We start from the raw sequence: 26,389 nt of genomic DNA, 5'->3' as shown, positions 1-26,389 counted from the left end.
CCAACAAGATTTTTTGCGTCCGCCCCTGCCGTGACGGACCCTGGATTTTTACTTGCCCGACTTGACCTTGGTCCAGCTACGGGTCATCAACCGTTGCACCTTGGGAGGTAGCTCGGAGTTGACGTACAACTTGTCCAGCACTTCTTGCGGTGGGTAAACCGCTGCGTCGGTTCGCACGCTCTGGTCCATCAGATCGCCAGCCTTGGGGTTCGGGTTGGCATAACCGACGTAATCACTGACCTGGGCAATGACCTCAGGCTGCAGCAAATAGTTGATGAAGGCGTGGGCCTCTTTGACATTCTTGGAATCCTTGGGGATCGCCAGCATGTCGAACCAGAGGTTGCCGCCCTCCTTGGGAATCGCGTAGGCCACCTTGACGCCCTTGCCGGCTTCTTCGGCGCGGGACTTGGCCTGGAATACATCGCCGGAGAATCCGGCGGCCACGCAGATGTCGCCGTTGGCCAGGTCCGAGATGTATTTGGACGAATGGAAGTAGGTCACGTAAGGACGCACGGCCAATAGCTTCTTCTCGGCGTCGGCGTAGTCCTTGGGGTTGGTGCTGTTGGGGTCACGCCCCATGTAGTTGAGCACCGCCGGCAGCATCTCGTCGGCCGAGTCGAGGAAGGCGACCCCGCACGTGGAAAGCTTCTTGATGTTCTCGGGCTCGAACAGCATGGCCCAGGAATCGATCTTGTCGGTACCCAGCGCCGCCTTGACCTTCTCGACGTTGTAGCCGATGCCATTGGTGCCCCACAGGTAGGGGACGGCGTACTGGTTGCCCGGATCGTTCTTTTCCAGGCGCTTCATCAGCGCCGGGTCGAGGTTTGCGTAGTGGGGCAGCAGCGCCTTGTCGAGCTTCTGGAACGCGCCCGCCTTGATCTGCTTGCCGAGAAAATGATTGGACGGCACCACCACGTCATAGCCGGTACGACCGGCCAGCAGCTTGCCTTCCAGGGTTTCGTTGGAATCGAAGACATCCTGCACCGGCTTGATGCCAGTGGCTTTTTCGAAATCCGCGAGGGTGGTCTGACCGATGTAGTCGGACCAGTTATAAATGTGCACCGTGGGCGCCGCTTGGACGCTGATCGCCAGCGTCAGACCCGCTCCAGCCAACATGGCCTTGCGAAATACAGAAATAGACAAGTGGGAGGTCCTCACAAATGTGCCCGTGGCAAACGACAGAAATACCTGCCGGATAACCAAACCGGCGCGCAACTTACCTTCGATGCACTCATGCCGCAAAAAAAATTTGTGCTTTCATGCTCCCTGGGCGGGATTTACACCGCACCCAGGGAGGTAACCAGGTTTACTTGCCCGATTTGATCTTGGTCCAGCTGCGAGTAATTTCGCGCTGGGCCTTGGCACCCGGGTCAGCAATGGCGTACAGCTGCTTCTTCACATCAGCCGGCGGGTAGATGCTCGGATCGCCCGAAATGTCCTTGTCCACCAGCGGGGTTGCCGCCTTGTTGCCGTTCGGGAAACGTACGGCATTGGTGATCTCGGCCATGACTTCCGGTTGCATCAGGAAGTCCATGAACTGGTAGGCAGCGTCGACGTTGGCGGCATCTTTAGGGATGGCAACCATGTCGTAGAAGGTACCGGCACCTTCTTTCGGAATGATGTAGTCCAGCTTGACCTTGTCACCGGCTTCATGGGCACGGGCCTTGGACTGCTCCAGGTCACCCGAGTAACCCACGGCCACGCAGATGTTGCCGTTGGCCAGGTCCGAGATGTACTTGGAGGAGTGGAAGTAGCCGATCGACGGACGGACTTTCAGGAACAGGTCTTCGGCGGCTTTGAGGTCTTCCTTGCGGGTGCTGTTGGTCGGCTTGCCCAGGTAGTGCAGCGCCGCCGGGATCATCTCGGTCGGTGCATCGAGGAAGCTCACGCCGCAGCTCTTGAGCTTTTCGATGTTCTCGGGCTTGAACACCACGTCCCAGGAATCGATCTTGTCGATGCCCAGTGCGGCCTTGACCTTCTCTGGGTTGTAGCCGATGCCGATGGAGCCCCACATGTAGGGGAACGCATATTTGTTGCCCGGGTCGCTGGCATCGCCGACGGCCTTGAGCAGGTCTTCGTCGAGGTTCTTCCAGTTCGCCAGCTTGGAGCGGTCCAGCTCTTGATAGACGCCGGCCTTGATCTGCTTGGCCAGGAAGTTGTTCGACGGCACTACCACGTCATAGCCGGACTTGCCTGCCAGCAACTTGGCCTCGAGGGTTTCGTTGCTGTCGAAAACGTCGTAGACGACCTTGATGCCGGTCTGTTTTTCGAACTTGGCGACGGTGTCTGGTGCGATGTAGTCGGACCAGTTATAGACGTGCAGAACTTTGTCATCCGCGTGAACAGCACTGGCCATGGCGCCCATCAGGGACATAGCCAACAACGTCTTGCCCAATTTCTTCATGCGTAATGCTCCAGAATTTTTATTTAGCCATCTGTTCAGCGGCCGGCTTATTCGGCGCAAGCTCCGAGCGACTGAAACAGTCGCTAGTCTGGCAAGTTACAAGGCGCTCTTTCAACAAAAGAGGCACCTTGAAACTCATTGATGCCATTACGCTAGCCTAGCACTTGGCTATTTCAGCGCTTCGAGCGTCAGGTCCAGGCATTTGCGCGCCTTTTCCACCAACTCGTCGATCTCTGCATGGCTGATCACCAGCGGCGGGGCAATGATCATAGTGTCGCCCACGGCGCGCATGATCAGGCCGTTGTCGAAGCAGAACTGGCGGCAGATCATGCCCGCCCCCTGGCCTTCGTAACGTGCGCGGGTCGCCTTGTCCTTGACCAGCTCGATGGCACCGAGCATGCCCAGGCCGCGTACTTCGCCCACCAACGGGTGATCGTTGAGCTCGCGCAGACGTTTCTGCAAATACGGTGCCGTTTCTGCGTGAACGCGCTCGATGATCTTCTCGTCGCGCAGGATCCGCAGGTTTTCCAGGCCCACCGCGGCCGCCACCGGGTGACCGGAGTAGGTGAAGCCGTGGTTGAAGTCGCCGCCTTCGCTGAGCACCTTGGCCACTTCGTCACGCACGATCACACCGCCCATGGGGATGTAACCGGAGGTCAGACCCTTGGCGATGGTCATCAGGTCGGGCTTGAGGTCGTAGTAATCGGAGCCGAACCACTCACCGGTGCGACCGAAGCCACAGATCACTTCGTCGGCAATGAACAGAATCTCGTACTTGGCGAGGATTTCCTTGATCTTCGGCCAGTAGGTTTCTGGCGGAATGATCACCCCGCCGGCGCCCTGGATCGGCTCGGCGATAAAGGCGGCGACGTTGTCTTCGCCGACTTCGAGGATTTTCTTTTCCAGCTGCTCGGCGGCCCACACGCCGAACTCGTCCGGCGTCATGTCGCCGCCTTCACCGAACCAGTACGGCTGCGGGATGTGCTCGATGCCCGGCAGCGTCCCGCCCTGTGCATGCATGCCGCTCATGCCACCCAGGGCGGCGCCGGCCACGGTGGAACCGTGATAACCGTTGATACGGCCGATGATCACCTGCTTCTGCGGCTTGCCCTTGAGCGCCCAGTAATGGCGGACCATGCGCAGGTTGGTGTCGTTGCCTTCAGAACCGGAACCGGTGAAGAACACATGGGTCATGCCTTTGGGCGCCACGGCGGAAACGGCCTTGGCCAGCTCCAGTGCCGGTGGGTGGGCAGTCTGGAAGAACAGGTTGTAGTACGGCAGCTCGCGCATCTGCTTGGCGGCCACTTCAACCAGCTCTTCACGGCCGTAACCGACCGCCACGCACCACAGGCCCGCCATGCCATCGAGGATCTTGTTGCCCTCGCTGTCCCACAGGTGCACGCCCTCGGCTTTGGTGATGATCCGCGGCCCCTTCTCTTTCAGCTGTTTATAGTCACTGAAAGGTGCCAGGTGATGCTCACTGCTAAGGGTTTGCCACTCACGGGTTTGCGGGTTGTTGACGCTCATGTGCTTCTCCGTTTGTTGACGGCCGCGGTCCTGCGGCTCCGGGTTGATCAGACCGCAAACAGCAGGAACTCACGTTCCCAGGAGCTGATTACGCGTTTGAAGTTTTCATGCTCGGCGCGTTTGGTCGCGACGTAGCCGGCGATGAATTTCTTGCCCAGGTAGGGCTCCAGCGCCTTGCAGTTTTCCATGCGTTCCAGGGCGTCCTCGATGGTCAGCGGCAGGCGCAGGTTGCGCCGCTCGTAGCCTCGGCCCTGTACCGGCGCGCTTGGCTTGATGCCTTCGACCATGCCGATGTATCCGCACAGCAGGCTGGCGGCGATGGCCAGGTACGGGTTGGCGTCGGCGCCTGGCAGGCGGTTCTCGACCCGGCGGTTCTGCGGGCCGGCATCCGGTACGCGCAGGCCGACGGTGCGGTTCTCTTCGCCCCACTCGACGTTCACCGGCGCCGAGGTATCGGGCAGGAAGCGGCGGAACGAGTTGACGTTCGGCGCGAACAGCGGCAGCACCACCGGGATGAACTTCTGCAGGCCGCCGACGTGGTTGAGGAACAGCTCGCTCATGCGCCCGTCTTCATCCGAGAAGATGTTCTTGCCGGTGTGCACGTCAATGATGCTCTGGTGCAGGTGCATGGCACTGCCCGGCTCGCCGGTCATCGGCTTGGCCATGAAAGTGGCGGCGACGTTGTGCTTGAGCGCGGCCTCGCGCATGGTGCGCTTGAACACCAGGATCTGGTCGGCCAGCGACAAGGCGTTACCGTGACGGAAGTTGATTTCCATCTGCGCCGTGCCGTCTTCGTGGATCAGTGTGTCGAGGTCCAGGTTCTGCAGCTCGCACCAGTCGTAGACGTCTTCGAACAGCGGGTCGAATTCGTTGGCGGCTTCGATCGAGAACGACTGCCGGCCGGTTTCCGGGCGCCCTGAGCGGCCGATCGGCGGCTGCAGCGGGAAGTCCGGGTCTTCGCAGCGCTTGGTCAGGTAGAACTCCATCTCTGGCGCCACGATCGGCTGCCAGCCCCTGTCGGCGTAGAGCTTCAAGACTTTCTTGAGCACGTTGCGCGGCGACAGCTCGACCGGGTTGCCCTGCTTGTCGTAGGTGTCGTGGATCACCTGGGCGGTCGGCTCGATGGCCCAGGGCACGAGAAACACCGCGTTCTCGTCGGGGCGGCAGATCATGTCGATGTCGGCCGGGTCGAGCAGTTCGTAATAGATGTCGTCATCGACATAGTCGCCGGTCACGGTCTGCAGCAGCACGCTCTCGGGCAGGCGCATGCCTTTTTCGGCGATGAACTTGTTGGTCGGCGAGATCTTGCCACGGGTGATACCGGTGAGGTCGCTGATCAGACACTCGACTTCGGTGATCTTGTGTTCTTTCAACCAATCGGTGAGCTGGTCGAGGTTGCTACTCATAAATACCTCAGGAGGTAAATGTCTGGACAGACGTCAGGACGAAACCCGGAGTGGGCCGTCCCAGACATTCTGGATGCCCCACGGAGCTAAAGCAAAAGTCAGGCGCAGGGAAGCCGTAACGGGCAGTTCCCGCAAGGCTGACGAGCCCGCTATAGTGATGGCAGAGGTAATTCGAAGAAGCGTCGGCAGCAGGCAGGACGCCCGGGCCGTCAATTATTTCAGCCGGGGCGCAACGTGCTGGCGCATGGCGCAAGCCACCCGCGAGGAACGCATGCAAGCCGTTCTGTGAACGGCGGGCGATGATGCCGGTTGTCGGCAGGCGTGACATGTAACCCCCGGTATTATTGGTGTTATGGGTTGCCACCGAGCTTAGCCTTGTTCATTTTTTTACACAACACCCCCGTAAAAAATAGAACACGGCCCGCTCAAGATCGCCGTTACCGTACGAAAGCAGCCCTTGTCTGCGCCCCCAATTGCAGCAAAAATGCCGCTTGAGGGCCATTTTAGGGCATCATGGGGCTGGCTTGACTTCAGCAAGGCTTTCCGATTGACTGAACCTGCAAGCCCCCATTGATTGATATTTTTAACAACAAAGGTGTTGCATCATGTCGGTACCCCCGCGTGCCGTTCAGCTTAACGAAGCGAACGCGTTCCTTAAGGAACATCCTGAGGTTCTCTACGTTGACCTTCTGATTGCAGATATGAATGGTGTGGTGCGCGGCAAGCGCATCGAGCGCACCAGCCTCCACAAGGTTTACGAGAAAGGCATCAACCTGCCGGCCTCCCTCTTCGCCCTGGATATCAACGGTTCCACCGTCGAAAGCACCGGCCTTGGCCTGGACATCGGCGATGCTGACCGCATCTGCTATCCAATTCCTGACACCCTGTCCAATGAGCCTTGGCAAAAGCGCCCAACCGCGCAATTGCTGATGACCATGCACGAACTCGAAGGCGAGCCGTTCTTCGCTGACCCGCGGGAAGTCCTGCGTCAGGTGGTAAGCAAGTTCGATGAGCTGGGCCTGACCATCTGCGCCGCGTTCGAGCTCGAGTTCTACCTGATCGACCAGGAGAACGTGAACGGCCGTCCACAACCGCCGCGCTCGCCGATCTCCGGCAAACGCCCGATTTCGACCCAGGTCTACCTGATCGACGACCTCGACGAGTACGTCGACTGCCTGCAGGACATCCTCGAAGGCGCCAAGGAACAAGGCATTCCTGCCGACGCCATCGTCAAGGAAAGCGCCCCGGCGCAGTTCGAAGTCAACCTGCACCACGTTGCCGACCCGATGAAGGCCTGCGACTACGCGGTGCTGCTCAAGCGCCTGATCAAGAACATCGCCTACGACCATGAGATGGATACCACCTTCATGGCCAAGCCCTATCCGGGCCAGGCGGGTAATGGTCTGCATGTCCATATCTCGGTGCTGGACAAAGATGGCAAGAACATCTTCACCAGCGAGGATCCCGAGCAGAACGCCGCACTGCGTCACGCGATCGGCGGTGTGCTCGAGACCCTACCGGCGTCGATGGCGTTCCTGTGCCCGAACGTCAACTCGTACCGCCGTTTTGGTTCCCAGTTCTACGTGCCGAATTCGCCAAGCTGGGGCCTGGACAACCGTACCGTGGCCCTGCGCGTGCCGACCGGCACTCCAGACGCCGTGCGCATCGAACACCGCGTAGCCGGTGCCGATGCCAACCCGTACCTGCTGATGGCCGCCGTGCTGGCCGGTGTTCACCATGGCCTGACCAACAAGGTCGACCCGGGCGAGCCGACCGAAGGCAACTCCTACGAGCAGAACGAGCAGAGCCTGCCGAACAACCTGCGCGATGCCCTGCGCGAACTGGACGACAGCGAAATTCTGGCCAAGTACATCGATCCGAAATACATCGATATCTTCGTGGCCTGTAAAGAGAGCGAGCTGGAGGAGTTCGAACACTCCATCTCCGACCTTGAGTACAACTGGTATCTGCATACCGTTTGATGCTTGAGGGCCTCATCGCGGGTCAAGCCCGCTCCTACAGTGTGGGAGCGGGCTTGACCCACGATGCTTTACAAAGCCTTCTCGAAAATCTTCGAGTTACGCTGATAGTTGTACAGCGATGCCCGCGCCGCCGGCAACCGCTCGACCCCGCTGGGCACAAAGCCGCGCTCGCGGAACCAGTGCGCCGTGCGCGTTGTTAGCACAAACAGGGTATTGAGCCCCATCTCCCGCGCCCGCGTCTCGATCCGCTCCAACAGCTCGTCACCGCGGCCACCGTGGCGATACTCCGGGTTCACCGCCAGGCACGCCAGCTCGCCCGCCTCGGAATCGGCAATCGGATACAGCGCCGCACAAGCGATGATCATGCCTTCGCGCTCGACCACGCTGAACTGCTCGATCTCACGCTCCAGCACCTCGCGCGAACGACGCACAAGGATGCCCTGCTCCTCGAGCGGGCTGATCAGGTCGAGCAAGCCGCCGACATCCTCGATCGCCGCCTCACGCACCTTTTCGAACTGCTCCTGGGCCACCAACGTGCCGCCACCGTCGCGGGTGAACAGCTCGGTGAGCAAGGCGCCATCTTCGCCATAGCTGACGATATGACTGCGCGCCACGCCGCCCCGGCAGGCTTCTGCGGCGGCATCGAGCAGCTCGCCCTGGTAATCGCTGCCCAGCCGCTGCAGGTGCGCCGGTACTTGCTGTGGACGCAGCTCGCGCACCAGCCGGCCTTGCTCATCGAGCAGACCGCGCTCGGCGCCGAACAGCAGCAGCTTGTCGGCGCCCAGTTCAATGGCGGCGCGGGTGGCGACGTCTTCACAGGCCAGGTTGAAGATCTCGCCAGTGGGCGAATAGCCCAAAGGCGACAACAGCACGATGGAACGCTCGTCGAGCAGGCGGTTGATGCCTTTGCGGTCGACCCGACGCACTTCGCCGGTGTGGTGGTAATCGACGCCTTCGACCACGCCGATCGGCCGCGCGGTAACCAGGTTGCCAGCGGCCACGCGCAGGCGCGAGCCCTGCATTGGCGAGGCGGCCATGTCCATCGACAGACGCGCTTCGATGGCGATGCGCAGGTGGCCAACGGCGTCGATCACGCATTCAAGCGTCGCCGCATCGGTGATGCGCATGCCGCGGTGATAGTGCGGGGTCAGGCCGCGGGCAGCCAGGCGGCTTTCGATCTGCGGGCGCGAGCCGTGGACCAGCACCAGGCGCACGCCAAGACTGTGCAGCAGCACCAGGTCATGGACGATATTGCCGAAGTTGGGGTGTTCGACACCATCGCCCGGGAGCATCACCACGAAGGTGCAGTCGCGGTGGGCGTTGATGTAAGGCGAAGCATGACGCAGCCAATTGACGTATTCGGGCATAACCGGAGAGCCTGTAGAAAATAGGGACAAGAACGGGAAAGCACACAGCGCTCGAAGGGTTATCGTCGGAACAGGCTTGGCGTCACGCGCAATCTCCTCTGCAAAACGGTTCAGCTCAGCGGGCAATTACCGGGCTGAGGCAATAATGTTCGATCAACTCACGCAATAGACGCACAGTAGGCTGCAAGCGTGACATTTCAAGGTACTCGCCCGGCTGGTGGGCGCAGGCGATGTCACCGGGGCCGAGCACCAGGGTCTCGCATCCCAGGCGCTGAAGATAAGGTGCTTCGGTGCCAAAGGCTACCGCTTCGGCGCGATGACCGGTAAGACGTTCGGCTACCCGTACCAGTTCCGCATCGGCGGCCTGCTCGAACGGCGGCACCTCGGGGAACAGCGGCGCATAGTCGATGCGCACCTGATGCTGCTCGGCCAGTGGCGCCAGTTTGTGCCGAATGGCGCTGCGCAGCACCTCTGGGTCCATGCCGGGCAGCGGGCGCAGGTCGAATTCCAGGGCGCACTGGCCACAGATGCGGTTGGGGTTGTCGCCACCATGAATGCAGCCGAAGTTCATCGTCGGTTGCGGCACGCTGAACTGGGCGTTGTTGTATTCCCGCTGCCACTGCCGGCGCAGGTTCATCAACTCGCCCATCACCTGGTGCATGGCCTCCAGGGCGCTATGGCCCAGGCTTGGGTCGGACGAATGACCGCTGCGCCCGAGAATGTCGATGCGCTCCATCATCACCCCCTTGTGCAGCCGGACCGGCTTGAGCCCGGTCGGCTCACCGATCACCGCCGCACGGCCCAGGGGCCGGCCGGCCTCGGCCAGGGCGCGGGCGCCGGCCATCGAGCTTTCTTCGTCACAGGTGGCGAGAATCAGTAGCGGCTGCTTGAAGTCATGGGCCAGCAACGGCTGCACGGCTTCGATGATCAGGGCAAAAAAGCCCTTCATGTCGCAACTGCCCAGGCCGACCCAACGCCCGTCGACCTCGGTCAGCTTGAGCGGGTCGGTCTGCCACAGCTCGGGATCGTACGGCACAGTATCGCTGTGCCCGGCCAGCACCAGGCCGCCCGGGCCGCTGCCGTAGCTCGCCAGCAGGTTGAACTTGCCCGGGGTCACCTGCTGGATGTCGCAGGTAAAACCCAAGTCCCCCAGCCAGCCGGCCAGCAGGTCGATCACCGCGCGGTTGGACTGATCCAGCGACGGCTGGGTACAACTGACCGATGGTGCGGCGATCAGGGCGGCGAACTGCTCTTTGAGCGATGGCAACGGCATGCGCTTTCTCCTTGGGCGAAGCTCATCATAGGGCCATCCGGCACCGGGAATAAACCGCCGCGAGCCGACTCCTGTACACTGCACCCCCAAGACGCTCCCTGTCATTCGAGCCTGGATTACCCAGCAATGCATAAAGAAACCGAAATCAAACTGCGGGTCAGCCGCGAGACCCTCGCCGCCCTGCGAGAACACCCATTGCTGAACAAGCGCAACAAGTCCGGGTGGCAAAGCCGCGAACTGCTCAACCAGTACTTCGACACCCCGGAGCGTGACCTGGCCGCCGCCAAGGTCGCCCTGCGCCTGCGCCGCGACGGCGACGTGGTCATCCAGACCCTCAAGACCCGTGGCCAGAGCGTCGCCGGCCTGTCCCAGCGCAACGAGTTCGAATGGCAGTTGCCCAAGGCCAAGCTCGACCTGAAGAAGCTCGACGCCGAATGCTGGCCGGAGCAACTGGCCGATGTCGACAAAAAGACCATCAAGGCGCTGTTCACCACCGACTTCACCCGTGAATACGCCGAAATCGCCTGGGGCCGCGGCAAGGCCAAAGTGGTGATCGAAGCCGCCCTGGACCTCGGCACCGTGGTCGCCGGCAAGCAGAAGGAAGAAATCTGCGAGCTGGAGCTTGAGCTGCGCGAAGGCGCTCCCGAAGCCCTGCTGGAACTGGCTGCCGAGCTGTCGGCCAAGCTGGCGCTGATGCCGTGCGACATCAGCAAGGCCGAGCGCGGTTACCGCCTGCTCGACGCCGGCAGCTACGCCCTGAGCCTGCCTGCGGCTGAACTGAACGCCGAAATGTCGCTGGACGACGCGTTCGCCGCGCTGGCCTGGCAGTTGCTCGGCAGCAGCCAGCGCCTGGCCGAACAATACCGCTTCAATGGCCACTGGCGCCTGCTGCAGGACTGGGTCGACAGCCTCTGGGAACTGCGTGCCCTGACCAGCAGCCTCGGCCAGGCCGGCCCACGCGCCAGCACCCGCGAGCTGCGCAACAGCCTCGACGCCCTGCTCGAAGACTGGCGCCCGCTGGTGCTGGCCGGTGCCGACGATGAAGACGTGCGCCGCGCTGCGCCCGAGCAGTTCGCCGAAGAACTGCTGGAAACCCGCTGGGGCCAGTTCTCTCTGGAAACCTCACGCTGGCTGCTGGCCCGCGCCTGGACCGTCGAGCGCAACAAACGCGGCGACCGCCAGGGTGCCGCACAACTGGGCAACTGGCTGAACGTGCTGCTGGCCGAAGAAGCCAAGGCTCTGAACCTGCCGCTGTACCATCGCCAGCCGGAAGACCTCGCCGAGCAGCTGCCGCGCATCGAGCGCCTGCTGGCCTGGCTGCATCATGCCCGTCAGGTGCTGGAGAGCCCGGACCTGGACCGCCTGTACGGTGAGCTGAACAAGCTGCAGGAACTGGCCAACCTGCCGATCAGCGACGAGGTGCTCGAAGCCCGCGTCCACCAGGCCATGGCCGTGTTCCAGAGCCGCGGCTGGAAGCACCTGCTGCGCAAGTAAGGCTCAAGGCAATACCGGCAGACTCGTCGTGGACTTGATTTCAGACAAGGCCACGGTCGAGTTGACCTCCTGGATCCCCGGCACCATCGACAGCTTTTCGAAGAAGAACCGTTCGTAGGCCTCGATGTCCGGGGTGACAATGCGCAGCAGAAAATCCACTGCACCCATCAACACATAACACTCCAGCACTTGCGGAAAGCCGCGGATCGCCTCGGTGAACTCGGTGAAGTTGGAGCGCCCGTGGGCGTTGAGTTTGACCTCGGCGAAAATCTGCGTGTTCAGGCCGATCTTCTTGCGATCGAGCAAGGTCACCTGGGCGCGAATCACCCCCTCCTCTTTCAGGCGCTGGATGCGCCGCCAGCAAGGCGACTGCGACAAGCCCACGCGCTCGGCGATCTGCGCGCTGGAGAGCGAGGCATCTTCCTGCAACAAAGCCAGGATACGCCGGTCATAGGTGTCCAGTTCGCTGTGCATGACTATTTCTCCAAAGCAGACAATTACGAATTGAGCTATTCGATTTCTAGCAATATCACACGATCATAGAGAAGAAATACCCGGGTCCGCATGTAAAAATTTTTCCACTTTCTTCGGAGAAACCCATGAGCGCCCTCGAACGGTTCGACAGCCCCCTTATGCCCTTGCGCAACGATGTCTGGGCCGCCAGCAACGTGCACAGCAATGTCTGCTACCAACTGCAGGTCGAGGCCGAGCCCGATAGCCTGTGCCGGGTACTCAACCTGTTTGCCCTGCAATTTCTGGTACCGCATCGATTGAATGTTGAGCAGCAGGATGACCTGCTTATTGTCGAGATCGGCATCAGCGGCCTGAGCTGGCACCGCGCCGAACTGATTGCACAAAAAATGCGCAACCTGATCTGCGTGACCGAGGTGCAATTGAGCGAGACCGGAAAAGCCTGGTAACCCTTGTCCCCGTGGAAAGCCCGCCTCAGCGGCTAACCTTGCTCAGGCCACCACTGTCGGTGGCGCGGCAAGGAAGCCCGCACGCATGCACAACCTCAGCGAAGATCGCTGGCTCGACCTGAGCACCCTGCTTGGCGAGCTGGTGGCCGATCAACGCATCAGCCCGATTGATCGCCGCAACTGCCCGCCCATGCAGTGCGACCAGCACCCCCTGGAGTGGATCGCCAGCCAGCAGTTTGCCGACCTGGGCAATCCTGGCCAAACCCTGGACCTGAACACCCTGTGCCAATGGCTGGCCAGGCAGGCTGGCCTGCCTTACCTGCATATCGACCCCCTGGAAATCGACCTTGCCCGGCTCACCGGACTGATGTCCGCAGGCTTCGCCCGTCGCCACGCAATCCTGGCGGTGGCCGCCGATGCCAGCGGCGTCACCGTGGCCAGCGCGCAGCCCTATATACGCGCCTGGGAAGCAGACCTTTCCCAGGTGCTGCAACGGCCGATCAAACGCGTGCTGGCAAGCCCGGTGCAGATCCGCCAGCTCAGCCAGACGTTCTTCCAGGTCGCGCGATCGGTCAGCGGCGCCAGCCAGCAACAGTCAACGCCGATGGTAGCGGGCAATCTTGAGCAGTTGCTCGAACTGGGGGCTCGCGCCCCTGAAGCGCAAGCCAACGATGCGCATATCGTCAGCATCGTCGACTGGCTGTTGCAGTACGCCTTCGACCAGCGCGCCAGCGACATCCACCTCGAGCCCCGGCGCGACCTGGGTCAGCTGCGCTTTCGCATCGACGGCGTGCTGCACCCGGTCTACCAGTTTCCGGCGCCAGTGACCCTGGCGGTGGTCAGCCGCCTGAAAAGCCTGGGACGCATGAATGTCGCAGAAAAGCGCAGGCCCCAGGATGGCCGGATCAAGACCCGCCTGCCTGGCGGTGCGGAGGTCGAGCTGCGGCTGTCGACCCTGCCCACCACCTTCGGTGAAAAACTGGTGCTGCGCGTCTTCGACCCGCAACTGCTGCAACAGGACTTTGCCCAACTGGGCCTCGATGGCGCCGACCTCAACCGCTGGCTGGCCATGCTCGACCATCGCCACGGCATCATCCTGATCACCGGGCCGACCGGCTCAGGCAAGACCAGCACCCTCTATGCCAGCCTCAAGCACCTGGCCACCCCGCAGATCAACCTGTGTACCGTCGAAGACCCGATCGAGATGGTCGAACCGGCCTTCAACCAACTTCAGGTGCAACCGGCCATCGACCTGAACTTTGCCGCCGGCACCCGCGCCCTGCTGCGCCAGGACCCGGATGTCATCATGATCGGTGAAATACGCGATCTGGAAACCGCGCAAGTGGCGATCCAGGCCGCCCTCACCGGGCATCTGGTGCTCTCGACCCTACATACCAATGATGCCTGCAGTGCCATTACCCGCTTGCTTGAGCTGGGTATCGCGCCCTACCTGCTCAAGGCCAGCCTGATCGGGGTCATGGCCCAACGTCTGGTGCGTACCCTGTGCAGGCACTGCAAGGGACCCCAGCCGGGTTATCAGCCGGTGGGGTGTCGAGAATGCCGGCAAACCGGGTATCACGGCCGTAGTGCGATCTTCGAGTTGCTGAGAATGGGCGAAGCGTTCAAGTCACTCATCGAACCTGACACTGACCTGCTGAGCCTGCGCCAACTGGCGCTGAACGAAGGGATGAAGAGCCTCAAACAAAGTGGCATGGATAAAGTCGCAACAGGGCAGACAACCGAGGCAGAAGTGCTCCGCGTCACGGCCTGAAGCGTTCGCCAAAGCTTTTACCCGGCCAGGGAACTAGATTCGCGTAAAGCCGATCAAAGCCCCCAGTTCACCTACGTTGGAGTCACCCCGAATGCGCTTCAAACTTGCAGCCGCAACCCTTGCCCTGCTCTCCCTGCCGGTTGGATCTGCCATGGCCGATACCTTCTGGCGCAACGTCATTTCTTCTGGCGCCACCACCGCGTCCTCTTACCTGACCTCCAAGGATCACAAGCTGGTCGTGGCGGCCCAAGATGATGCCGGCAGCTTTGTCGCCAGCGAAGGCGCGATTCGCGGCCCTTACCTGGAAGCGGCGATGCAGAAAGTCCGCGCCGACAACCCGGGGCTGAAAGTCAGCGACATGGAACTGGCCAATGCGATCCTGGCCAAGAATGCGGTAGCCAGCGAGTAAACGGCAACCCTTGTAGGAGCGGCGGTGCGACGCCTCGACTGGCCCCGTGAATGCGAAAAAGCCTGTCTGCACTGGCCTCATCGCGGGGCAAGCCGCTCCTACCCGAAACAATTGCCTCAGCGGTAATCATCCACCGGCACACAGGCACAGAACAAATTCCGGTCCCCATACACATTGTCGACCCGGTTCACCGCCGGCCAGTACTTGTGCTGCCGCGCATGGGCACTCGGTGCCACGCCCTGGGCAATGCTGTAGGGCCGCTCCCACACCCCGAGCACGTCCTCAAGCGTATGCGGCGCATGCTTGAGCGGATTGTCTTCGGCCGGCCAGTTACCCTCCTGCACTTCGCGGATCTCGGCGCGAATGCTCAACATCGCCTCGACAAAGCGGTCCAGTTCGGCCTTGGACTCGCTCTCGGTCGGCTCGACCATCAAGGTGCCCGGCACCGGGAAGGACATGGTCGGTGCGTGGAAGCCGTAATCCATCAAACGCTTGGCCACATCCTCCTCGGTAATTCCGGTCAGGGCCTTGAGCGGGCGCAGATCGAGGATGCACTCATGCGCTACCCGCTCGTTACGCCCGCGATAAAGCACCGGGAAGGCCCCACCCAACTGCTCTGCCAGGTAGTTGGCCGAGAGGATCGCCACCTCGCTGGCATCGGCCAGTTGCGGCCCCATCATGGCGATGTACATCCAGCTGATCGGCAAGATGCTGGCGCTGCCCCAGGGTGCGGCGCTGACCGCTGTGTTCTGCGGGTCGGGGCCGGGTAGCGGGATGACCGGGTGGCTGGCGACAAAGGGCGCCAAGTGCGCCCGCACACCAATCGGGCCCATGCCCGGCCCACCACCACCGTGGGGGATGCAGAAGGTCTTGTGCAGGTTCATGTGCGAAACATCGGCACCGATATCCGCCGGCCGCGCCAGGCCGACCTGAGCATTGAGGTTGGCGCCGTCCATGTACACCTGACCACCGTGTTTGTGGATAACTTCGCAGATCTCGCTGATGCCCTCCTCGTACACGCCGTGGGTCGAGGGATAGGTGGCCATCAGGCACGACAGCTTGTCGCCCGCTGCCTGCGCCTTGGCCTTGAGGTCAGCCAGGTCGACGTTGCCGGCCTGGTCGCACTCGACGATCAGCACCTGCATCCCGGCCATCTGCGCCGAGGCCGGGTTGGTGCCGTGGGCCGAGGCCGGTATCAGGCAGATATCGCGCTGGGGCTGGTGGCGGCTGCGGTGATACTTGGCGATTGCCATCAGCCCGGCGTACTCGCCCTGGGCGCCGGAGTTGGGTTGCATGCAGATGGCATCGAAGCCAGTGATCGCGCACAACCAGCTTTCCAGCTCGTCGATCATCGCCTTGTAGCCCTGCACCTGCGCGGCGGGCGCGAAGGGATGCAGCAAGGCAAAGCCCGGCCAGGTGATCGGGATCATCTCGCTGCTGGCATTGAGTTTCATGGTGCACGAGCCCAAGGGGATCATCGACTGGTTCAGCGCCAGGTCCTTGTTCTCCAGCTGCTTGAGGTAACGCAGCATCTCGGTTTCGCTGTGGTGCAGGTTGAACACCGGGTGGCTGAGAAAGCCCGAGCGCCGAACCAGCGCCGGCGGAATGCCTTCGGGCTGCGCCAGGGCATCCAGGCTGGCGATGTCCAGCCCATGGTCGGCACCGAGGAAGATATCGAACAGGCGCATGACGGTATTTTCGTCACAGGTCTCGTCAAGGCTCACGCCCAGTTGACCGCGCCCAAGAATCCGCAGGTTGATCTGTGCAGCTTCCGCGCTCTCGATGATGGCCGTCTGGCTACCGCCGACTTCCAGGGTCAAGGTGTCGAAGAAGTGTTGGTTGAGGCGCTTGATGCCCTTGCTCTCAAGCCCCGCAGCAAGCACGAAGGTTAACGCATGCACGCGCTGGGCAATGCGCTGCAAGCCTTCCGGGCCGTGATACACCGCATAGAACGCGGCGATGTTGGCCAGCAACACCTGCGCGGTGCAGATGTTGGAGTTGGCCTTCTCGCGGCGGATATGCTGCTCGCGGGTCTGCAGGGCCATGCGCAACGCCGTGTTGCCGCGGGCATCCTTGGACACCCCGATAATGCGCCCGGGCATGGCCCGCTTGAACGCGTCACGACAGGCAAAATATGCGGCATGCGGGCCACCAAAGCCCATGGGCACGCCAAAGCGCTGGGAAGAGCCCAGCACCACATCGGCGCCCTGCTCGCCCGGCGGCATCAGCATTACCAGGCTGAGCAGGTCGGCCGCTACACAGGCCAGTGCCTGCTGGGCATGCAGGTGGGTAATCAGCGGGCGCAGGTCGCGCACTTCGCCGTGGGTATCGGGGTATTGCAACAAGGCCCCGAACACCTGGTACTTGGCGAGGTTATCCACAGCGTCGATGATCAGTTCGAAGCCAAAGCCCTCGGCGCGGGTCTGCAGCACCGAGAGGGTCTGCGGGTGACAGTGTTCATCGGCGAAGAAGGCATTGCTTTTCGACTTGGCCACGCGCTTGGCCAGGGCCATGGCTTCCGCCGCCGCAGTGGCTTCGTCGAGTAACGAGGCGTTGGCCAGGTCCAGACCGGTGAGGTCGATGATCATCTGCTGGAAATTGAGCAAGGCTTCCAGGCGGCCCTGGGCGATTTCCGGTTGATACGGGGTATAGGCGGTGTACCAGCCCGGGTTTTCCAGGACGTTGCGCAGTATGACGGTGGGGGTGACGGTGCCGTGATAACCCATACCGATCAGGCTGGTCCACACCTGGTTCTGCTCGGCGTAGCCCTTGAGCTTGGCCAGGGCGGCCTGTTCATCGAGGGCGTCAGGCAAGTCCAGCGGCCGGATCAGGCGAATGCCCGGCGGCACGGTCTGCTCGATCAGCTCGCGCCGGCTGCCAACGCCGAGGGTGGCGAGCATGGCCTGCTGCTCCGAGGCATCGGGCCCCAGGTGGCGACGCAGGAAAGAATTGCGGTCTTGCAGTTGGCTCAGGGACGGCGACTGGGACATAGCGGCTCTCTCTTCCTCGACCAAGCCTCGAGCGCTCGAGGCATATTGAGTCTAGGAAGAGATTGCCGCCTGCGTGAAACTATTCGCCGATGGCGGCTTTGTAACCGGCGGCGTCGAGCAGCTTGTCCAGCTCGGCCTTGTCGCTTAGCTTGAGCTTGAAGATCCAGCTGGTGTAAGGATCGCTGTTCAGCGACTCAGGGCTGTCGGCCAGCTCCTCGTTGACCGCAATCACTTCACCGCTGACCGGTGCGTAGATGTCGGAAGCTGCCTTGACCGACTCGACCACACCCGCCGCATCGCCGGCAGCGAAGACCTTGCCAATTTCCGCCAGCTCGACGAACACCACGTCACCCAAGGCTTCCTGGGCGTGGTCGCTGATCCCGACAGTCACAGTGCCATCAGCTTCCAGCCGGGCCCATTCGTGGCTTTCGGCAAAACGCAGGTCGGCGGGGATATTGCTCATAATTGTTGTCCTCGATTGGGTCAGCGGTTGGCCCGCCAGAATTGGGTTCAGATCAGGATCTTGCCATGGCGCACGAAGGTCGGCTTGACCACCCGCACCGGGTACCACTTGCCGCGAATCTCCACCTCGGCACGATCGGCGGTGGCCATCGGTACCCGCGCCAGGGCAATGGACTTGCTCAGCGTAGGAGAGAAACTACCACTGGTGATCTCCCCTTCGCCAATCCCGGCGACACGAACCACCTGACGGGCGCGTAAAACCCCGCGTTCTTCGAGCACCAGGCCGACCAGTTTCTGCTCGACGCCATGCTCGATTTCTTCCAGCAGACCTTTGCGGCCGATGAAATCGCGCGCTGCCGGTTCCCAGGCGATGCTCCAGCCCAGGTTCGAGGTCAACGGCGTATGGGCTTCGTCGATGTCCTGACCATACAGGTTCATTCCCGCTTCCAGGCGCAGGGTATCGCGCGCGCCGAGGCCGCTGGGAGCGATGCCGGCGCCGACCAGGTCGTTGAAGAATGCTGGGGCTTGTACTGCAGGGAAGATGATTTCCAGGCCATCCTCGCCGGTGTAACCGGTGCGGGCGATGAACCAGTCACCGTCGGCCAGGCCTTCAAAGGGCTTGAGTTCACGGATCAGCGCAGCGCGCGCGGCGGTCACCAGTTCAGTGACTTTTTCCCGCGCCTGCGGACCCTGGATGGCCAGGATCGCCAACTCCGGGCGCTCGCTCAGTTCGACCTCGAAGCCGATCATGCGCGCTTGCAACCAGGCCAGGTCCTTGTCGCGGGTCGAGGCGTTGACCACCAGGCGGTAACCGTCTTCGCAGCGGTAGACGATCATGTCGTCGATTACCCCGCCCTGCTCGTTGAGCATGGTGCTGTACAGGGCCTTGCCGGTGGCGTGCAGACGATCGACATCATTGGCCAGTACCTGCTGCAGCCAGACGCCGGCCTGGGCGCCGCGGACATCGATCACGGTCATATGGGATACATCGAATACGCCGCAGGCCTGGCGCACCTGATGGTGCTCCTCGACCTGCGAGCCATAATGCAGGGGCATATCCCAACCGCCAAAATCGACCATCTTGGCGCCGAGGGCCAAGTGCAGGTCATAAAGAGGCGTACGCTGTCCCATGGGTTTCTCCTTCCGGGCGTGGCGAGGCTACGGCGGCTGGCAGCGATGCAGCTACCCGGTCTGTAGGACCGGCCGCAGCGAATGCCGCGCATTGTAGCCGCAAGGACGCAGGCTTACACCCTCAGCGCGTTTGACCGAGGTGGCGGGCCGAACGTCGAATCAGGCCGATGACTGGCAACAGGCCGACCAGCACAAGGGTCAGCGCCGGTAACGAGGCACGCGACCACTCCCCTTCGCTGGTCATCTCAAACACCCGAACCGCCAGGGTATCCCAGCCAAACGGCCGCATCAGCAGGGTCGCCGGCATTTCCTTGAGCACGTCGACAAACACCAGCAGCGCCGCACTCATTGCCCCGGGCACCAGCAAGGGTAGATACACCTTGAAAAACAATCTTGGCCCGCTGACCCCCAGGCTGCGTGAAGCTTCCGGCAAGGACGGGCGAATCCGCCCCAGGCTGTTTTCCAGCGGGCCGTAAGCCACGGCGATAAAGCGCACCAGGTAGGCCAACAGCAAGGCCGACAGGCTGCCGAGCAACAGCGGCTTGCCGGCGCCGCCCAACCAGCTGGACAGCGGCACCACCAACTGGTTATCGAGGTAACTGAAGGCCAGCATGATCGATACCGCCAGCACCGAACCGGGTAAGGCATAGCCCAGGTTGGCCAGGCCGACGCCGGCGCGGATGGCCGAAGTCGGCGCCTGGCGCCGGGCAAACGCCAGCACCAGGGCGACGCAGACAGTGATCAGCGCCGCCATCGCGCCCAGGTACAGGGTATGCAAGATCAGGCCGGCATAGCGCTCGTCGAGATCAAAACGGCCGCGCTGCCAAAACCACACCAACAGTTGCAGCATCGGCACCACGAACGCACAGGCAAATACCAAGAGGCACCAGCTGCTGGCGGCCAGGGCCTTGATGCCCCGCAGGTGATACAGGGCCTTGCCCCGTGGCCGTTCGTTACTGCCGCGTACCGCGCCGCGGGCACGGCGCTCGCCGTAGAGCACCAGCATGACCGCCAGCAACAGCAGGCTGGCCAATTGGGCGGCGCTGGAAAGGCTGAAAAAGCCGTACCAGGTCTTGTAGATGGCGGTGGTGAACGTGTCGAAGTTGAACACGGACACCGCACCGAAATCCGCCAGGGTCTCCATCAACGCCAACGCCACCCCGGCGCCGATGGCCGGCCGCGCCATGGGCATGGCGACTCGCCAGAATGCCTGCAGCGGCGACAGCCCCAGTACCCGCGCGGCTTCCATCAGGCCTTTGCCCTGGGCCAGGAAGGCGTTACGGGCCAGCAGGTAGACGTACGGATAGAACACCAACACCAGCACGGTAATTACCCCGCCGGTGGAACGCACCCGCGGCAGGCGCATGGGCCCGAACCACTCGCGCAAAATGGTTTGCACCGGGCCGGCGAAATCCAGCAGGCCGACGAACACAAACGCCAGCACATAAGCCGGAATCGCGAAAGGCAGCATCAACGCCCAGTCGAGCCAGCGCCGCCCGGGAAACTCGCACAGGCTGGTGAGCCAGGCCAGGCTTACCCCCAGCACCGTCACGCCAACGCCGACACCGAGGATCAGCGTCAAGGTGTTGCCCAGCAGACGGCTCATCTGGGTGTCGAGCAGGTGCGACCAGATCTGCATGTCGACCGACTGCCAGGACAACAACAGCACGCTCAGCGGCAGCAGCACCAGCGAGGCGATGATGAAGACCAGGGGGTACCAGCGGCGTTGGGCGGGGTGAGCCAAGGGGGAGTTCTCTAGCGGATTCAAAGGCGAATCGCGGGGCAAGTCGGGTCGCCGCACCGCCGCCCCCACACAATACCTGTGGGAGCGGCGGTGCGGCGACCCGACTTGCCCCGCGATAGGGCCCCGCAAGGATAAAGCCTTGCGCTTAGTTCCAGCCAGCCCGATCCATCAGGCGGATGGCTTCGGCCTGGCGTTTGCCGGCCACTTCCACAGGAATGCTGTCGGCTTTGAACGTGCCCCAGGCAGCCACTTCTTCCGATGGCGCCACTGCCGGGTTGGCCGGGAACTCCTGGTTCACGCCGGCGAAGATCTTCTGCGCCTCTGCACCGGTCATCCATTCAACCAGCTTCTTCGCCGCCTCTGGATGCGGCGCATGCTTGGTCAGGCCGATACCCGAGAGGTTGACGTGCACGCCACGGTCCGCCTGGTTGGGCCAGAACAGCTTGACTGCCAGCTTGGGGTTTTCCTTGTGCAGGCGGCCGTAGTAGTAGGTGTTAACGATACCGACGTCGCACTGGCCGGCGTTGATCGCCTGGAGCAAGGCGGTGTCGTCGGAGAACACGTCGGTGGACAGGTTATTGACCCAGCCCTTGATGATTTCTTCGGTCTTCTGCTCGCCATGGGTTTCGATCAGGGTGGCGGTCAGCGACTGGTTGTAGACCTTCTTCGCCGTGCGCAGGCACAGGCGGCCTTCCCAGTTCTTGTCGGCCAGGGCTTCGTAGGTGCTCAGCTCTTCGGGTTTGACCCGGTCGGTGGAGTAGGCAATGGTCCGTGCACGCAGGCTCAGGCCGGTCCAGTCGTGGGACGAGGCGCGGTACTGGGCGGGGATGTTCTTGTCGATGATGTCCGACTTGATCGGCTGCAGGATGCCCATCTGCTCGGCCTGCCAGAGGTTGCCGGCATCAACGGTGAGCAGCAGGTCGGCGGTGGCGTTCTCGCCTTCGGCCTTGATCCGCTGCATCAGCGGCGCTTCCTTGTCGGTGATGAACTTGATCTTCACCCCGGTCTCTTTGGTGTAGGCGTCGAATACCGGCTTGATCAGCTCGTCGATGCGCGAGGAATACACCACCACCTCGTCCGCCGCCTGGGCACCAGTGCCGAACAGGGTCAGAGCCAGGGCGGCCAGTACGTGCTTGCGTGGCAACATGGTGCGGTCCTCGGAACATTTGAGAGGCGCAAATGGTAGTTAATCCCATTTGGCTTCTCAACCGAACTCACAAGGGAGGAGTTACCAGATGTTGCGGGGCCCTCAGACCCGCGCCAGTTCCGGCAGGTCACCGCTCAAGCCCAGGGCCTGGCGCACGAACAGGGCCTTGGCCTCGGGCAGTTGCTCGACCCACTTCAGGCCACTGTTGCGCAGCCAGCGCAGCGGCAGTGGATCGGCCTGGAACAGGCGCTCGAAGCCTTCCATCGCTGCCATCAAGGCCAGGTTGTGCGGCATGCGCCGGCGCTCGAAACGGCTCAATACGCGAATATCAGCCAGGCGCTCACCACGCTCGTAGGCATGTTGCAGCTCTTCGGCCAGCACCGCAGCGTCGAGAAAACCAAGGTTGACGCCCTGCCCGGCCAGCGGGTGAATGGTGTGCGCGGCATCGCCGATCAGCGCCAGGCCTTCAGCCACGTAGCGTTTGGCGTGACGTTGGCGCAGTGGCACGCAGACTCGCGGATCGGCCTGCAGCACGCCGCCCAGGCGCCCTTCGAAGGCGCGCTCAAGCTCGACGCAGAACGCCTCGTCGCTCAACGCCATCAAGTGTTCAGCCTGTTCCGGGGTGGTCGACCAGACGATCGAGCACCAGTCCTGCTGGCCATCGCGCAGCAGTGGCAGGAACGCCAGCGGCCCCTCATCGGTAAAGCGCTGCCAGGCGGTCGCCTGATGGGGCTGGGCACAACGCACGCTGGTGACGATGGCGTGGTGCAGGTAATCCCACTCACGGGTCTCACAGCCGGTCAGGCGGCGCACCGCCGAGTTGGCGCCATCGGCGGCAATCACCAGCGGCGCGCGCAGGGTGCGACCGTCGGCAAGGGTCAGCAGCCAGTCGTCACCGGAGCGGCGCATCTGCTCCAGGCGGGCATTGGCCAGCAGGCCGATTTCGCTGTCGTGCAAGCGCTCCAGCAGGCCATCCTGGACCACGCGGTTTTCGACGATATGGCCAAGCACTTCGGCATGCACGCTGGCCGCCGAGAAGTGGATCTGGCCGGTGCCGCTGCCATCCCACACACGCATGTCCGAGTAAGGGCTCAGGCGCCGCTCGCTGATCCCCTGCCAGGCGCCCAGGCGTTTGAGAATGCGCTGGCTGGCCGCCGACAAGGCGCTGACCCGCGGCTCGAACGCCGACTGCTCGTCGAAAGGTTTGATCGACAAGGGGCTGCCATCGAGCAAGAGAATTTCCAGGCCGCTGTGCTGCAACGCCAGGGCCAGGGCACTGCCGACCATACCGGCACCGACAATCAACAGATCTGCGCGCATTTCCATGCCTTAAGCCTGTCTCGCTTGCGGCTTGAGCCGCACGTAAAGGGTTTTGTCGACCCGCGCCACCAGCTCACCGGCGGCGTCGCGGATATCGACCTGAAGTCGTGGCAGGTACTTTTTGCCGCCGGCGGTGTGCTGGCGGATGTCGTCGAGCAAGGCATCGTCGATGCGCAGCTCAGCGAACACCGGGCCTTTGCCCGGAGATACGAAGTCGATGCTGGCAGCCTTGTCCCAGACGATGTACTCCCGCCCGAGCAGTTCAATCAGCATCAGCATGTAGAACGGGTCGACCATCGAGTACAGGCTGCCGCCGAACTGGGTGCCGACATAGTTGCGGTTGAACCAGCGCAGGCCCATGCGCACGCGTATGTGGCGCAGGTCGGGGCTGACGCTGAGCACACGAATGCCCGCGCCCAGGTACGGTGGGTAAATGTTCAACAGCCAGCGCAGCCTGCGCGCGCGCCGGGCCAGTTTGCGCGGGTCGCTCATGCTCAGCTCCGTGGGTCCGGGCGAGTCCCCAGGCCCATGGCCTGGCGGGCGAACCAGCGCTTGGCCGGCGGCAGCAGGTCAAGGCCGAGCAGGCCCAGGTTGCGGCCGGTGGCCACCAACGGTTGGGCGCTGCCGAACAAACGGGTGACGCGGTCGGAGAAGCCCACGGTCAGGTCCTGGTCCAGGCGCTGGCGCTCGCGGTAGGCCTGCAAGGTGGCAAAGTCACCCGGCAACCCGGGGTTGGCCAGCAAGCCGTCGGCCAGTGACTGCACATCGCGCAGCGACAGGTTGAAGCCCTGCCCGGCAATGGGATGCAGGCTGTGCGCGGCGTTGCCGAGGACCACCAGGTGCGGACGTACCTGCTCCTGGGCTTCGACCAGCGACAACGGATACAGGTGCCGGGCGCCAACCTGGCGCAGGGCGCCGAGGCGGTAGCCAAACACGTCCTGCAGCTCGCTGAGGAAGCTGCGTTCGTCCAGCTCGGCCAGGCGCTTGGCATCCATCCCGGCGCGGGTCCAGACCAGCGCGCAGCGGTTTTCCGGCAATGGCAGCAAGGCCATCGGCCCGTCATCGGTAAAGCGCTCGAAGGCCTGGCCGCAGTGAGCTTCGCTCGGGGTGATGTTGGCGATCAGAGCGCTCTGGTTATACGGCCGCTGGCTGACATGAATGCCCATCTGCTCGCGCAGGCCGGAACGGCCGCCGTCGGCCAGCACCGCAAGGTCGCACTCAAGCGTGGTGTCGTCGTTGAGCGACAACCGATAGCCGTCTTCCAGCACCTGCATGGCGGTGACTTCAGCCGGGCAGCGCCAGCTCACCACCTCGGCGTCCAGGCCTTTCCACAGGCACTGGCCGAGCCAGGCATTCTCGACCACATAGCCGAGCGCCGGCACGCCTTCTTCCAGGGCATCCAGACGCGTGGCGCCAAAGCGCCCACGGTCGGAGACCTGGATCTGGCGGATCGGCTCGGCGCGGCGGCTGATCTGCTGCCACAGGCCGAGGCGCTCGTAAATTTGCCGGGTACCGAAGGACAACGCCGAAGAACGCGCGTCATAGCTCGGCTGAAAACTGTCACCCGGGGCGAACGGCTCGATCAGCAGGATCTTCCAGCCACGGGCCTTGGCGCCGGCCTGCAAGGCCAGGGCCAAGCTGGCGCCGACCAGGCCGCCGCCAATGATTGCCAGGTTGACCCGGCTCATGCCGCGTCACTGCGCGCGGCAGCCATCAAGGCTTCGATTTCGGCAACCGTCTTGGGTACGCCGGAGGTCAGGATTTCACAGCCCTGCTTGGTTACCACTACGTCATCCTCGATTCGCACACCGATGCCGCGCCATTTTTTCGCGACACTCTGGTTATCGGCACCGATGTAGATGCCTGGCTCCACGGTCAAGGCCATGCCCGGCTCGAGCACCCGCCACTGGCCGCCGACCTTGTACTCGCCAACATCGTGCACATCCATGCCAAGCCAGTGCCCGGCGCGGTGCATGTAGAAGGCCCGGTAGGCTTCGCTTTCAATCAGTTCCTGCACCTGGCCCTTGAGCAGGCCCAGCTCCACCAGGCCTTCGGTAATTACCTGCACCGTTGCTTCATGGGCGTGGTTCCAGTGCTTGCCGGGGGCAATGACCGCAAAGGCCGCCTCCTGAGCCTTGAGCACCAGTTCATAAATGGCCTTCTGCTCCGGCGAAAAACGCCCGCTGACCGGAAAGGTGCGGGTGATGTCGCTGGCGTAGCAGTCGATCTCGCAACCGGCGTCGATCAACACCAGGTCACCGTCCTTGAGCGGCGCGTCGTTTTCCTGGTAATGCAGGATGCAGCTGTTGCGTCCGGCGGCGACGATCGAGCCGTAGGCCGGCATCTTCGCCCCACCCTTGCGGAACTCGTAGTCCAGCTCGGCTTCCAGGCTGTACTCGCGCAAACCGGCGCGACACGCCTGCATGGCCCGCACGTGGGCGCGGGCGGAAATCGCCGCAGCCTCACGCATCACCTTCACTTCCGCCGCCGATTTATACAGGCGCATGTCGTGCAGCAGATGATCCAGGGCAACGAATTCGTTCGGCGGCTGGGCGCCCAGGCGCGCCTTGGAGCGAATCACGTTGATCCAGTCCATCAGGTGGCGGTCGAACTCGGGGTTGCTGCCCATGGCCGAGTACACCCGGTCGCGGCCTTCGATCAGGCCGGGGAGGATGTCGTCGATATCGGTGATGGGGAAGGCGTCATCGGCGCCAAAGTCGCTGATCGCGCCGTCCTGGCCAGCGCGCAGGCCATCCCAGAGCTCGCGCTCGGGATTGCGCTCACGGCAGAACAGCACGTACTCGCCATGCTCGCGGCCAGGGATCAGGGCGATCACCGCCTCGGGCTCAGGGAAGCCGCTGAGGTACTGGAAATCGCTGTCCTGACGGTACACGTGCTCGACGTCGCGGTTGCGGATGGCAACCGCGGCGGCGGGCAGGATGGCGATGCTGTTGGGTTCCATCTGCGCCATCAGCGCCTTGCGTCGACGGGCGTATTCCGACTTGGGGATGTGGCTCATGGGCAGTGGCAGTCCGTGGTTGA

21 protein-coding genes are annotated in these 26,389 nt (G+C 62.8%); 5 read left to right on the top strand and 16 right to left on the bottom strand.

What is annotated here, in order from left to right; all coding sequences use genetic code 11:
• Positions 1-48: 48 nt before the first annotated feature.
• From F8N82_RS25960 to F8N82_RS25945, 4 genes are all read right to left on the bottom strand, one after another.
• Positions 49-1,143 carry a polyamine ABC transporter substrate-binding protein gene (locus tag F8N82_RS25960; RefSeq protein WP_038998153.1) on the bottom strand — a complete coding sequence of 365 codons (1,095 nt, stop codon included), beginning with the start codon at positions 1,141-1,143 and terminating at the stop codon, positions 49-51.
• 163 nt (positions 1,144-1,306) lie between these two features.
• Positions 1,307-2,404 carry a polyamine ABC transporter substrate-binding protein gene (locus F8N82_RS25955; protein WP_038998152.1) on the bottom strand — a complete coding sequence of 366 codons (1,098 nt, stop codon included), beginning with the start codon at positions 2,402-2,404 and terminating at the stop codon, positions 1,307-1,309.
• Between the two features lie 168 nt (positions 2,405-2,572).
• Positions 2,573-3,931, bottom strand: coding sequence for an aspartate aminotransferase family protein (locus F8N82_RS25950; RefSeq protein WP_038998151.1), 1,359 nt, complete (start codon positions 3,929-3,931; stop codon positions 2,573-2,575).
• A gap of 47 nt (positions 3,932-3,978) precedes the next feature.
• Positions 3,979-5,337 carry a glutamine synthetase family protein gene (locus tag F8N82_RS25945; RefSeq protein ID WP_038998150.1) on the bottom strand — a complete coding sequence of 453 codons (1,359 nt, stop codon included), beginning with the start codon at positions 5,335-5,337 and terminating at the stop codon, positions 3,979-3,981.
• A gap of 605 nt (positions 5,338-5,942) precedes the next feature.
• Between F8N82_RS25945 and F8N82_RS25940 the strand changes: the two genes are divergently transcribed.
• Positions 5,943-7,319 (top strand): glutamine synthetase family protein, encoded by a 1,377-nt coding sequence (locus tag F8N82_RS25940; RefSeq protein ID WP_038998148.1) that lies wholly within the window; start codon positions 5,943-5,945, stop codon positions 7,317-7,319.
• Positions 7,320-7,387: 68 nt separating this feature from the next.
• On the opposite strand, the gene argA is transcribed toward F8N82_RS25940, so the two are convergent.
• Together argA and argE are read right to left on the bottom strand one after the other, a co-directional pair.
• A complete protein-coding gene (gene argA / locus F8N82_RS25935; RefSeq protein ID WP_038998147.1) occupies positions 7,388-8,686 on the bottom strand; it encodes an amino-acid N-acetyltransferase in 1,299 nt (432 codons plus the stop codon).
• A gap of 115 nt (positions 8,687-8,801) precedes the next feature.
• Entirely contained in the window at positions 8,802-9,959 is a 1,158-nt protein-coding gene (gene argE / locus F8N82_RS25930) for an acetylornithine deacetylase (protein WP_038998146.1), read from the bottom strand.
• A 126-nt stretch (positions 9,960-10,085) separates the two neighbouring features.
• Here argE and F8N82_RS25925 point away from each other — a divergent pair, with 126 nt between their 5' ends.
• Entirely contained in the window at positions 10,086-11,453 is a 1,368-nt protein-coding gene (locus F8N82_RS25925) for an inorganic triphosphatase (protein ID WP_038998145.1), read from the top strand.
• Between the two features lie 3 nt (positions 11,454-11,456).
• On the opposite strand, the gene F8N82_RS25920 is transcribed toward F8N82_RS25925, so the two are convergent.
• Positions 11,457-11,927: an Lrp/AsnC family transcriptional regulator gene (locus tag F8N82_RS25920; RefSeq protein ID WP_038998144.1), complete on the bottom strand. Its 471-nt coding sequence runs from the start codon at positions 11,925-11,927 to the stop codon at positions 11,457-11,459.
• Positions 11,928-12,052: 125 nt separating this feature from the next.
• Here F8N82_RS25920 and F8N82_RS25915 point away from each other — a divergent pair, with 125 nt between their 5' ends.
• The 3 genes from F8N82_RS25915 (at position 12,053) to F8N82_RS25905 (ending at position 14,553) form a co-directional block, all read left to right on the top strand.
• Positions 12,053-12,373 (top strand): hypothetical protein, encoded by a 321-nt coding sequence (locus tag F8N82_RS25915; protein ID WP_052251610.1) that lies wholly within the window; start codon positions 12,053-12,055, stop codon positions 12,371-12,373.
• Between the two features lie 85 nt (positions 12,374-12,458).
• The gene (locus F8N82_RS25910) at positions 12,459-14,144 is read left to right on the top strand and encodes a GspE/PulE family protein (RefSeq protein WP_038998143.1); all 1,686 of its coding nucleotides are present in this window, start codon (positions 12,459-12,461) and stop codon (positions 14,142-14,144) included.
• A gap of 91 nt (positions 14,145-14,235) precedes the next feature.
• A complete protein-coding gene (locus F8N82_RS25905; protein WP_038998141.1) occupies positions 14,236-14,553 on the top strand; it encodes a DUF2388 domain-containing protein in 318 nt (105 codons plus the stop codon).
• A gap of 116 nt (positions 14,554-14,669) precedes the next feature.
• Here the strand turns inward: F8N82_RS25905 and gcvP are convergent, their stop codons facing one another.
• From gcvP to pepP, 9 genes are all read right to left on the bottom strand, one after another.
• Positions 14,670-17,543 carry an aminomethyl-transferring glycine dehydrogenase gene (gene gcvP, locus F8N82_RS25900; RefSeq protein ID WP_038998139.1) on the bottom strand — a complete coding sequence of 958 codons (2,874 nt, stop codon included), beginning with the start codon at positions 17,541-17,543 and terminating at the stop codon, positions 14,670-14,672.
• Positions 17,544-17,622: 79 nt separating this feature from the next.
• The gene (gene gcvH / locus F8N82_RS25895; protein ID WP_038998137.1) at positions 17,623-18,006 is read right to left on the bottom strand and encodes a glycine cleavage system protein GcvH; all 384 of its coding nucleotides are present in this window, start codon (positions 18,004-18,006) and stop codon (positions 17,623-17,625) included.
• 47 nt (positions 18,007-18,053) lie between these two features.
• Complete coding sequence (gene gcvT, locus F8N82_RS25890) at positions 18,054-19,136, bottom strand: glycine cleavage system aminomethyltransferase GcvT (protein WP_038998136.1); 1,083 nt, start codon at positions 19,134-19,136, stop codon at positions 18,054-18,056.
• Positions 19,137-19,257: 121 nt separating this feature from the next.
• Positions 19,258-20,880: an ABC transporter permease gene (locus tag F8N82_RS25885; protein ID WP_038998135.1), complete on the bottom strand. Its 1,623-nt coding sequence runs from the start codon at positions 20,878-20,880 to the stop codon at positions 19,258-19,260.
• Between the two features lie 145 nt (positions 20,881-21,025).
• Positions 21,026-22,027: an extracellular solute-binding protein gene (locus tag F8N82_RS25880; protein ID WP_038998133.1), complete on the bottom strand. Its 1,002-nt coding sequence runs from the start codon at positions 22,025-22,027 to the stop codon at positions 21,026-21,028.
• 102 nt (positions 22,028-22,129) lie between these two features.
• A complete protein-coding gene (locus F8N82_RS25875; protein WP_162195928.1) occupies positions 22,130-23,347 on the bottom strand; it encodes a 2-octaprenyl-3-methyl-6-methoxy-1,4-benzoquinol hydroxylase in 1,218 nt (405 codons plus the stop codon).
• Between the two features lie 9 nt (positions 23,348-23,356).
• Positions 23,357-23,839: a DUF4442 domain-containing protein gene (locus F8N82_RS25870; RefSeq protein ID WP_038998131.1), complete on the bottom strand. Its 483-nt coding sequence runs from the start codon at positions 23,837-23,839 to the stop codon at positions 23,357-23,359.
• A gap of 2 nt (positions 23,840-23,841) precedes the next feature.
• Positions 23,842-25,035, bottom strand: a complete 1,194-nt coding sequence (gene ubiH / locus F8N82_RS25865) for a 2-octaprenyl-6-methoxyphenyl hydroxylase (protein ID WP_038998130.1) — start codon at positions 25,033-25,035, stop codon at positions 23,842-23,844.
• The gene (gene pepP / locus F8N82_RS25860; RefSeq protein ID WP_038998129.1) at positions 25,032-26,366 is read right to left on the bottom strand and encodes a Xaa-Pro aminopeptidase; all 1,335 of its coding nucleotides are present in this window, start codon (positions 26,364-26,366) and stop codon (positions 25,032-25,034) included. Before pepP ends, ubiH begins: the two co-directional genes overlap by 4 nt.
• Positions 26,367-26,389: the final 23 nt, after the last annotated feature.

This window comes from Pseudomonas fluorescens (genome assembly GCF_902497775.2).
Taxonomy (GTDB): Bacteria; Pseudomonadota; Gammaproteobacteria; order Pseudomonadales; family Pseudomonadaceae; genus Aquipseudomonas; species Aquipseudomonas putida_F.
This window is presented reverse-complemented; position numbering and strand designations above follow the sequence as displayed.

Excerpts from the sequence above, each read along its gene's own strand:
- F8N82_RS25955 (WP_038998152.1), bottom strand. The coding sequence starts at position 2,404 with ATGAAGAAATTGGGCAAGACGTTGTTGGCTATGTCCCTGATGGGCGCC.
- F8N82_RS25950 (WP_038998151.1), bottom strand. The coding sequence starts at position 3,931 with ATGAGCGTCAACAACCCGCAAACCCGTGAGTGGCAAACCCTTAGCAGT.
- F8N82_RS25945 (WP_038998150.1), bottom strand. The coding sequence starts at position 5,337 with ATGAGTAGCAACCTCGACCAGCTCACCGATTGGTTGAAAGAACACAAG.
- F8N82_RS25940 (WP_038998148.1), top strand. The coding sequence starts at position 5,943 with ATGTCGGTACCCCCGCGTGCCGTTCAGCTTAACGAAGCGAACGCGTTC.
- argA (WP_038998147.1), bottom strand. The coding sequence starts at position 8,686 with ATGCCCGAATACGTCAATTGGCTGCGTCATGCTTCGCCTTACATCAAC.
- argE (WP_038998146.1), bottom strand. The coding sequence starts at position 9,959 with ATGCCGTTGCCATCGCTCAAAGAGCAGTTCGCCGCCCTGATCGCCGCA.
- F8N82_RS25925 (WP_038998145.1), top strand. The coding sequence starts at position 10,086 with ATGCATAAAGAAACCGAAATCAAACTGCGGGTCAGCCGCGAGACCCTC.
- F8N82_RS25920 (WP_038998144.1), bottom strand. The coding sequence starts at position 11,927 with ATGCACAGCGAACTGGACACCTATGACCGGCGTATCCTGGCTTTGTTG.
- F8N82_RS25915 (WP_052251610.1), top strand. The coding sequence starts at position 12,053 with ATGAGCGCCCTCGAACGGTTCGACAGCCCCCTTATGCCCTTGCGCAAC.
- F8N82_RS25910 (WP_038998143.1), top strand. The coding sequence starts at position 12,459 with ATGCACAACCTCAGCGAAGATCGCTGGCTCGACCTGAGCACCCTGCTT.
- F8N82_RS25905 (WP_038998141.1), top strand. The coding sequence starts at position 14,236 with ATGCGCTTCAAACTTGCAGCCGCAACCCTTGCCCTGCTCTCCCTGCCG.
- gcvP (WP_038998139.1), bottom strand. The coding sequence starts at position 17,543 with ATGTCCCAGTCGCCGTCCCTGAGCCAACTGCAAGACCGCAATTCTTTC.
- gcvH (WP_038998137.1), bottom strand. The coding sequence starts at position 18,006 with ATGAGCAATATCCCCGCCGACCTGCGTTTTGCCGAAAGCCACGAATGG.
- gcvT (WP_038998136.1), bottom strand. The coding sequence starts at position 19,136 with ATGGGACAGCGTACGCCTCTTTATGACCTGCACTTGGCCCTCGGCGCC.
- F8N82_RS25880 (WP_038998133.1), bottom strand. The coding sequence starts at position 22,027 with ATGTTGCCACGCAAGCACGTACTGGCCGCCCTGGCTCTGACCCTGTTC.
- F8N82_RS25875 (WP_162195928.1), bottom strand. The coding sequence starts at position 23,347 with ATGCGCGCAGATCTGTTGATTGTCGGTGCCGGTATGGTCGGCAGTGCC.
- F8N82_RS25870 (WP_038998131.1), bottom strand. The coding sequence starts at position 23,839 with ATGAGCGACCCGCGCAAACTGGCCCGGCGCGCGCGCAGGCTGCGCTGG.
- ubiH (WP_038998130.1), bottom strand. The coding sequence starts at position 25,035 with ATGAGCCGGGTCAACCTGGCAATCATTGGCGGCGGCCTGGTCGGCGCC.
- pepP (WP_038998129.1), bottom strand. The coding sequence starts at position 26,366 with ATGAGCCACATCCCCAAGTCGGAATACGCCCGTCGACGCAAGGCGCTG.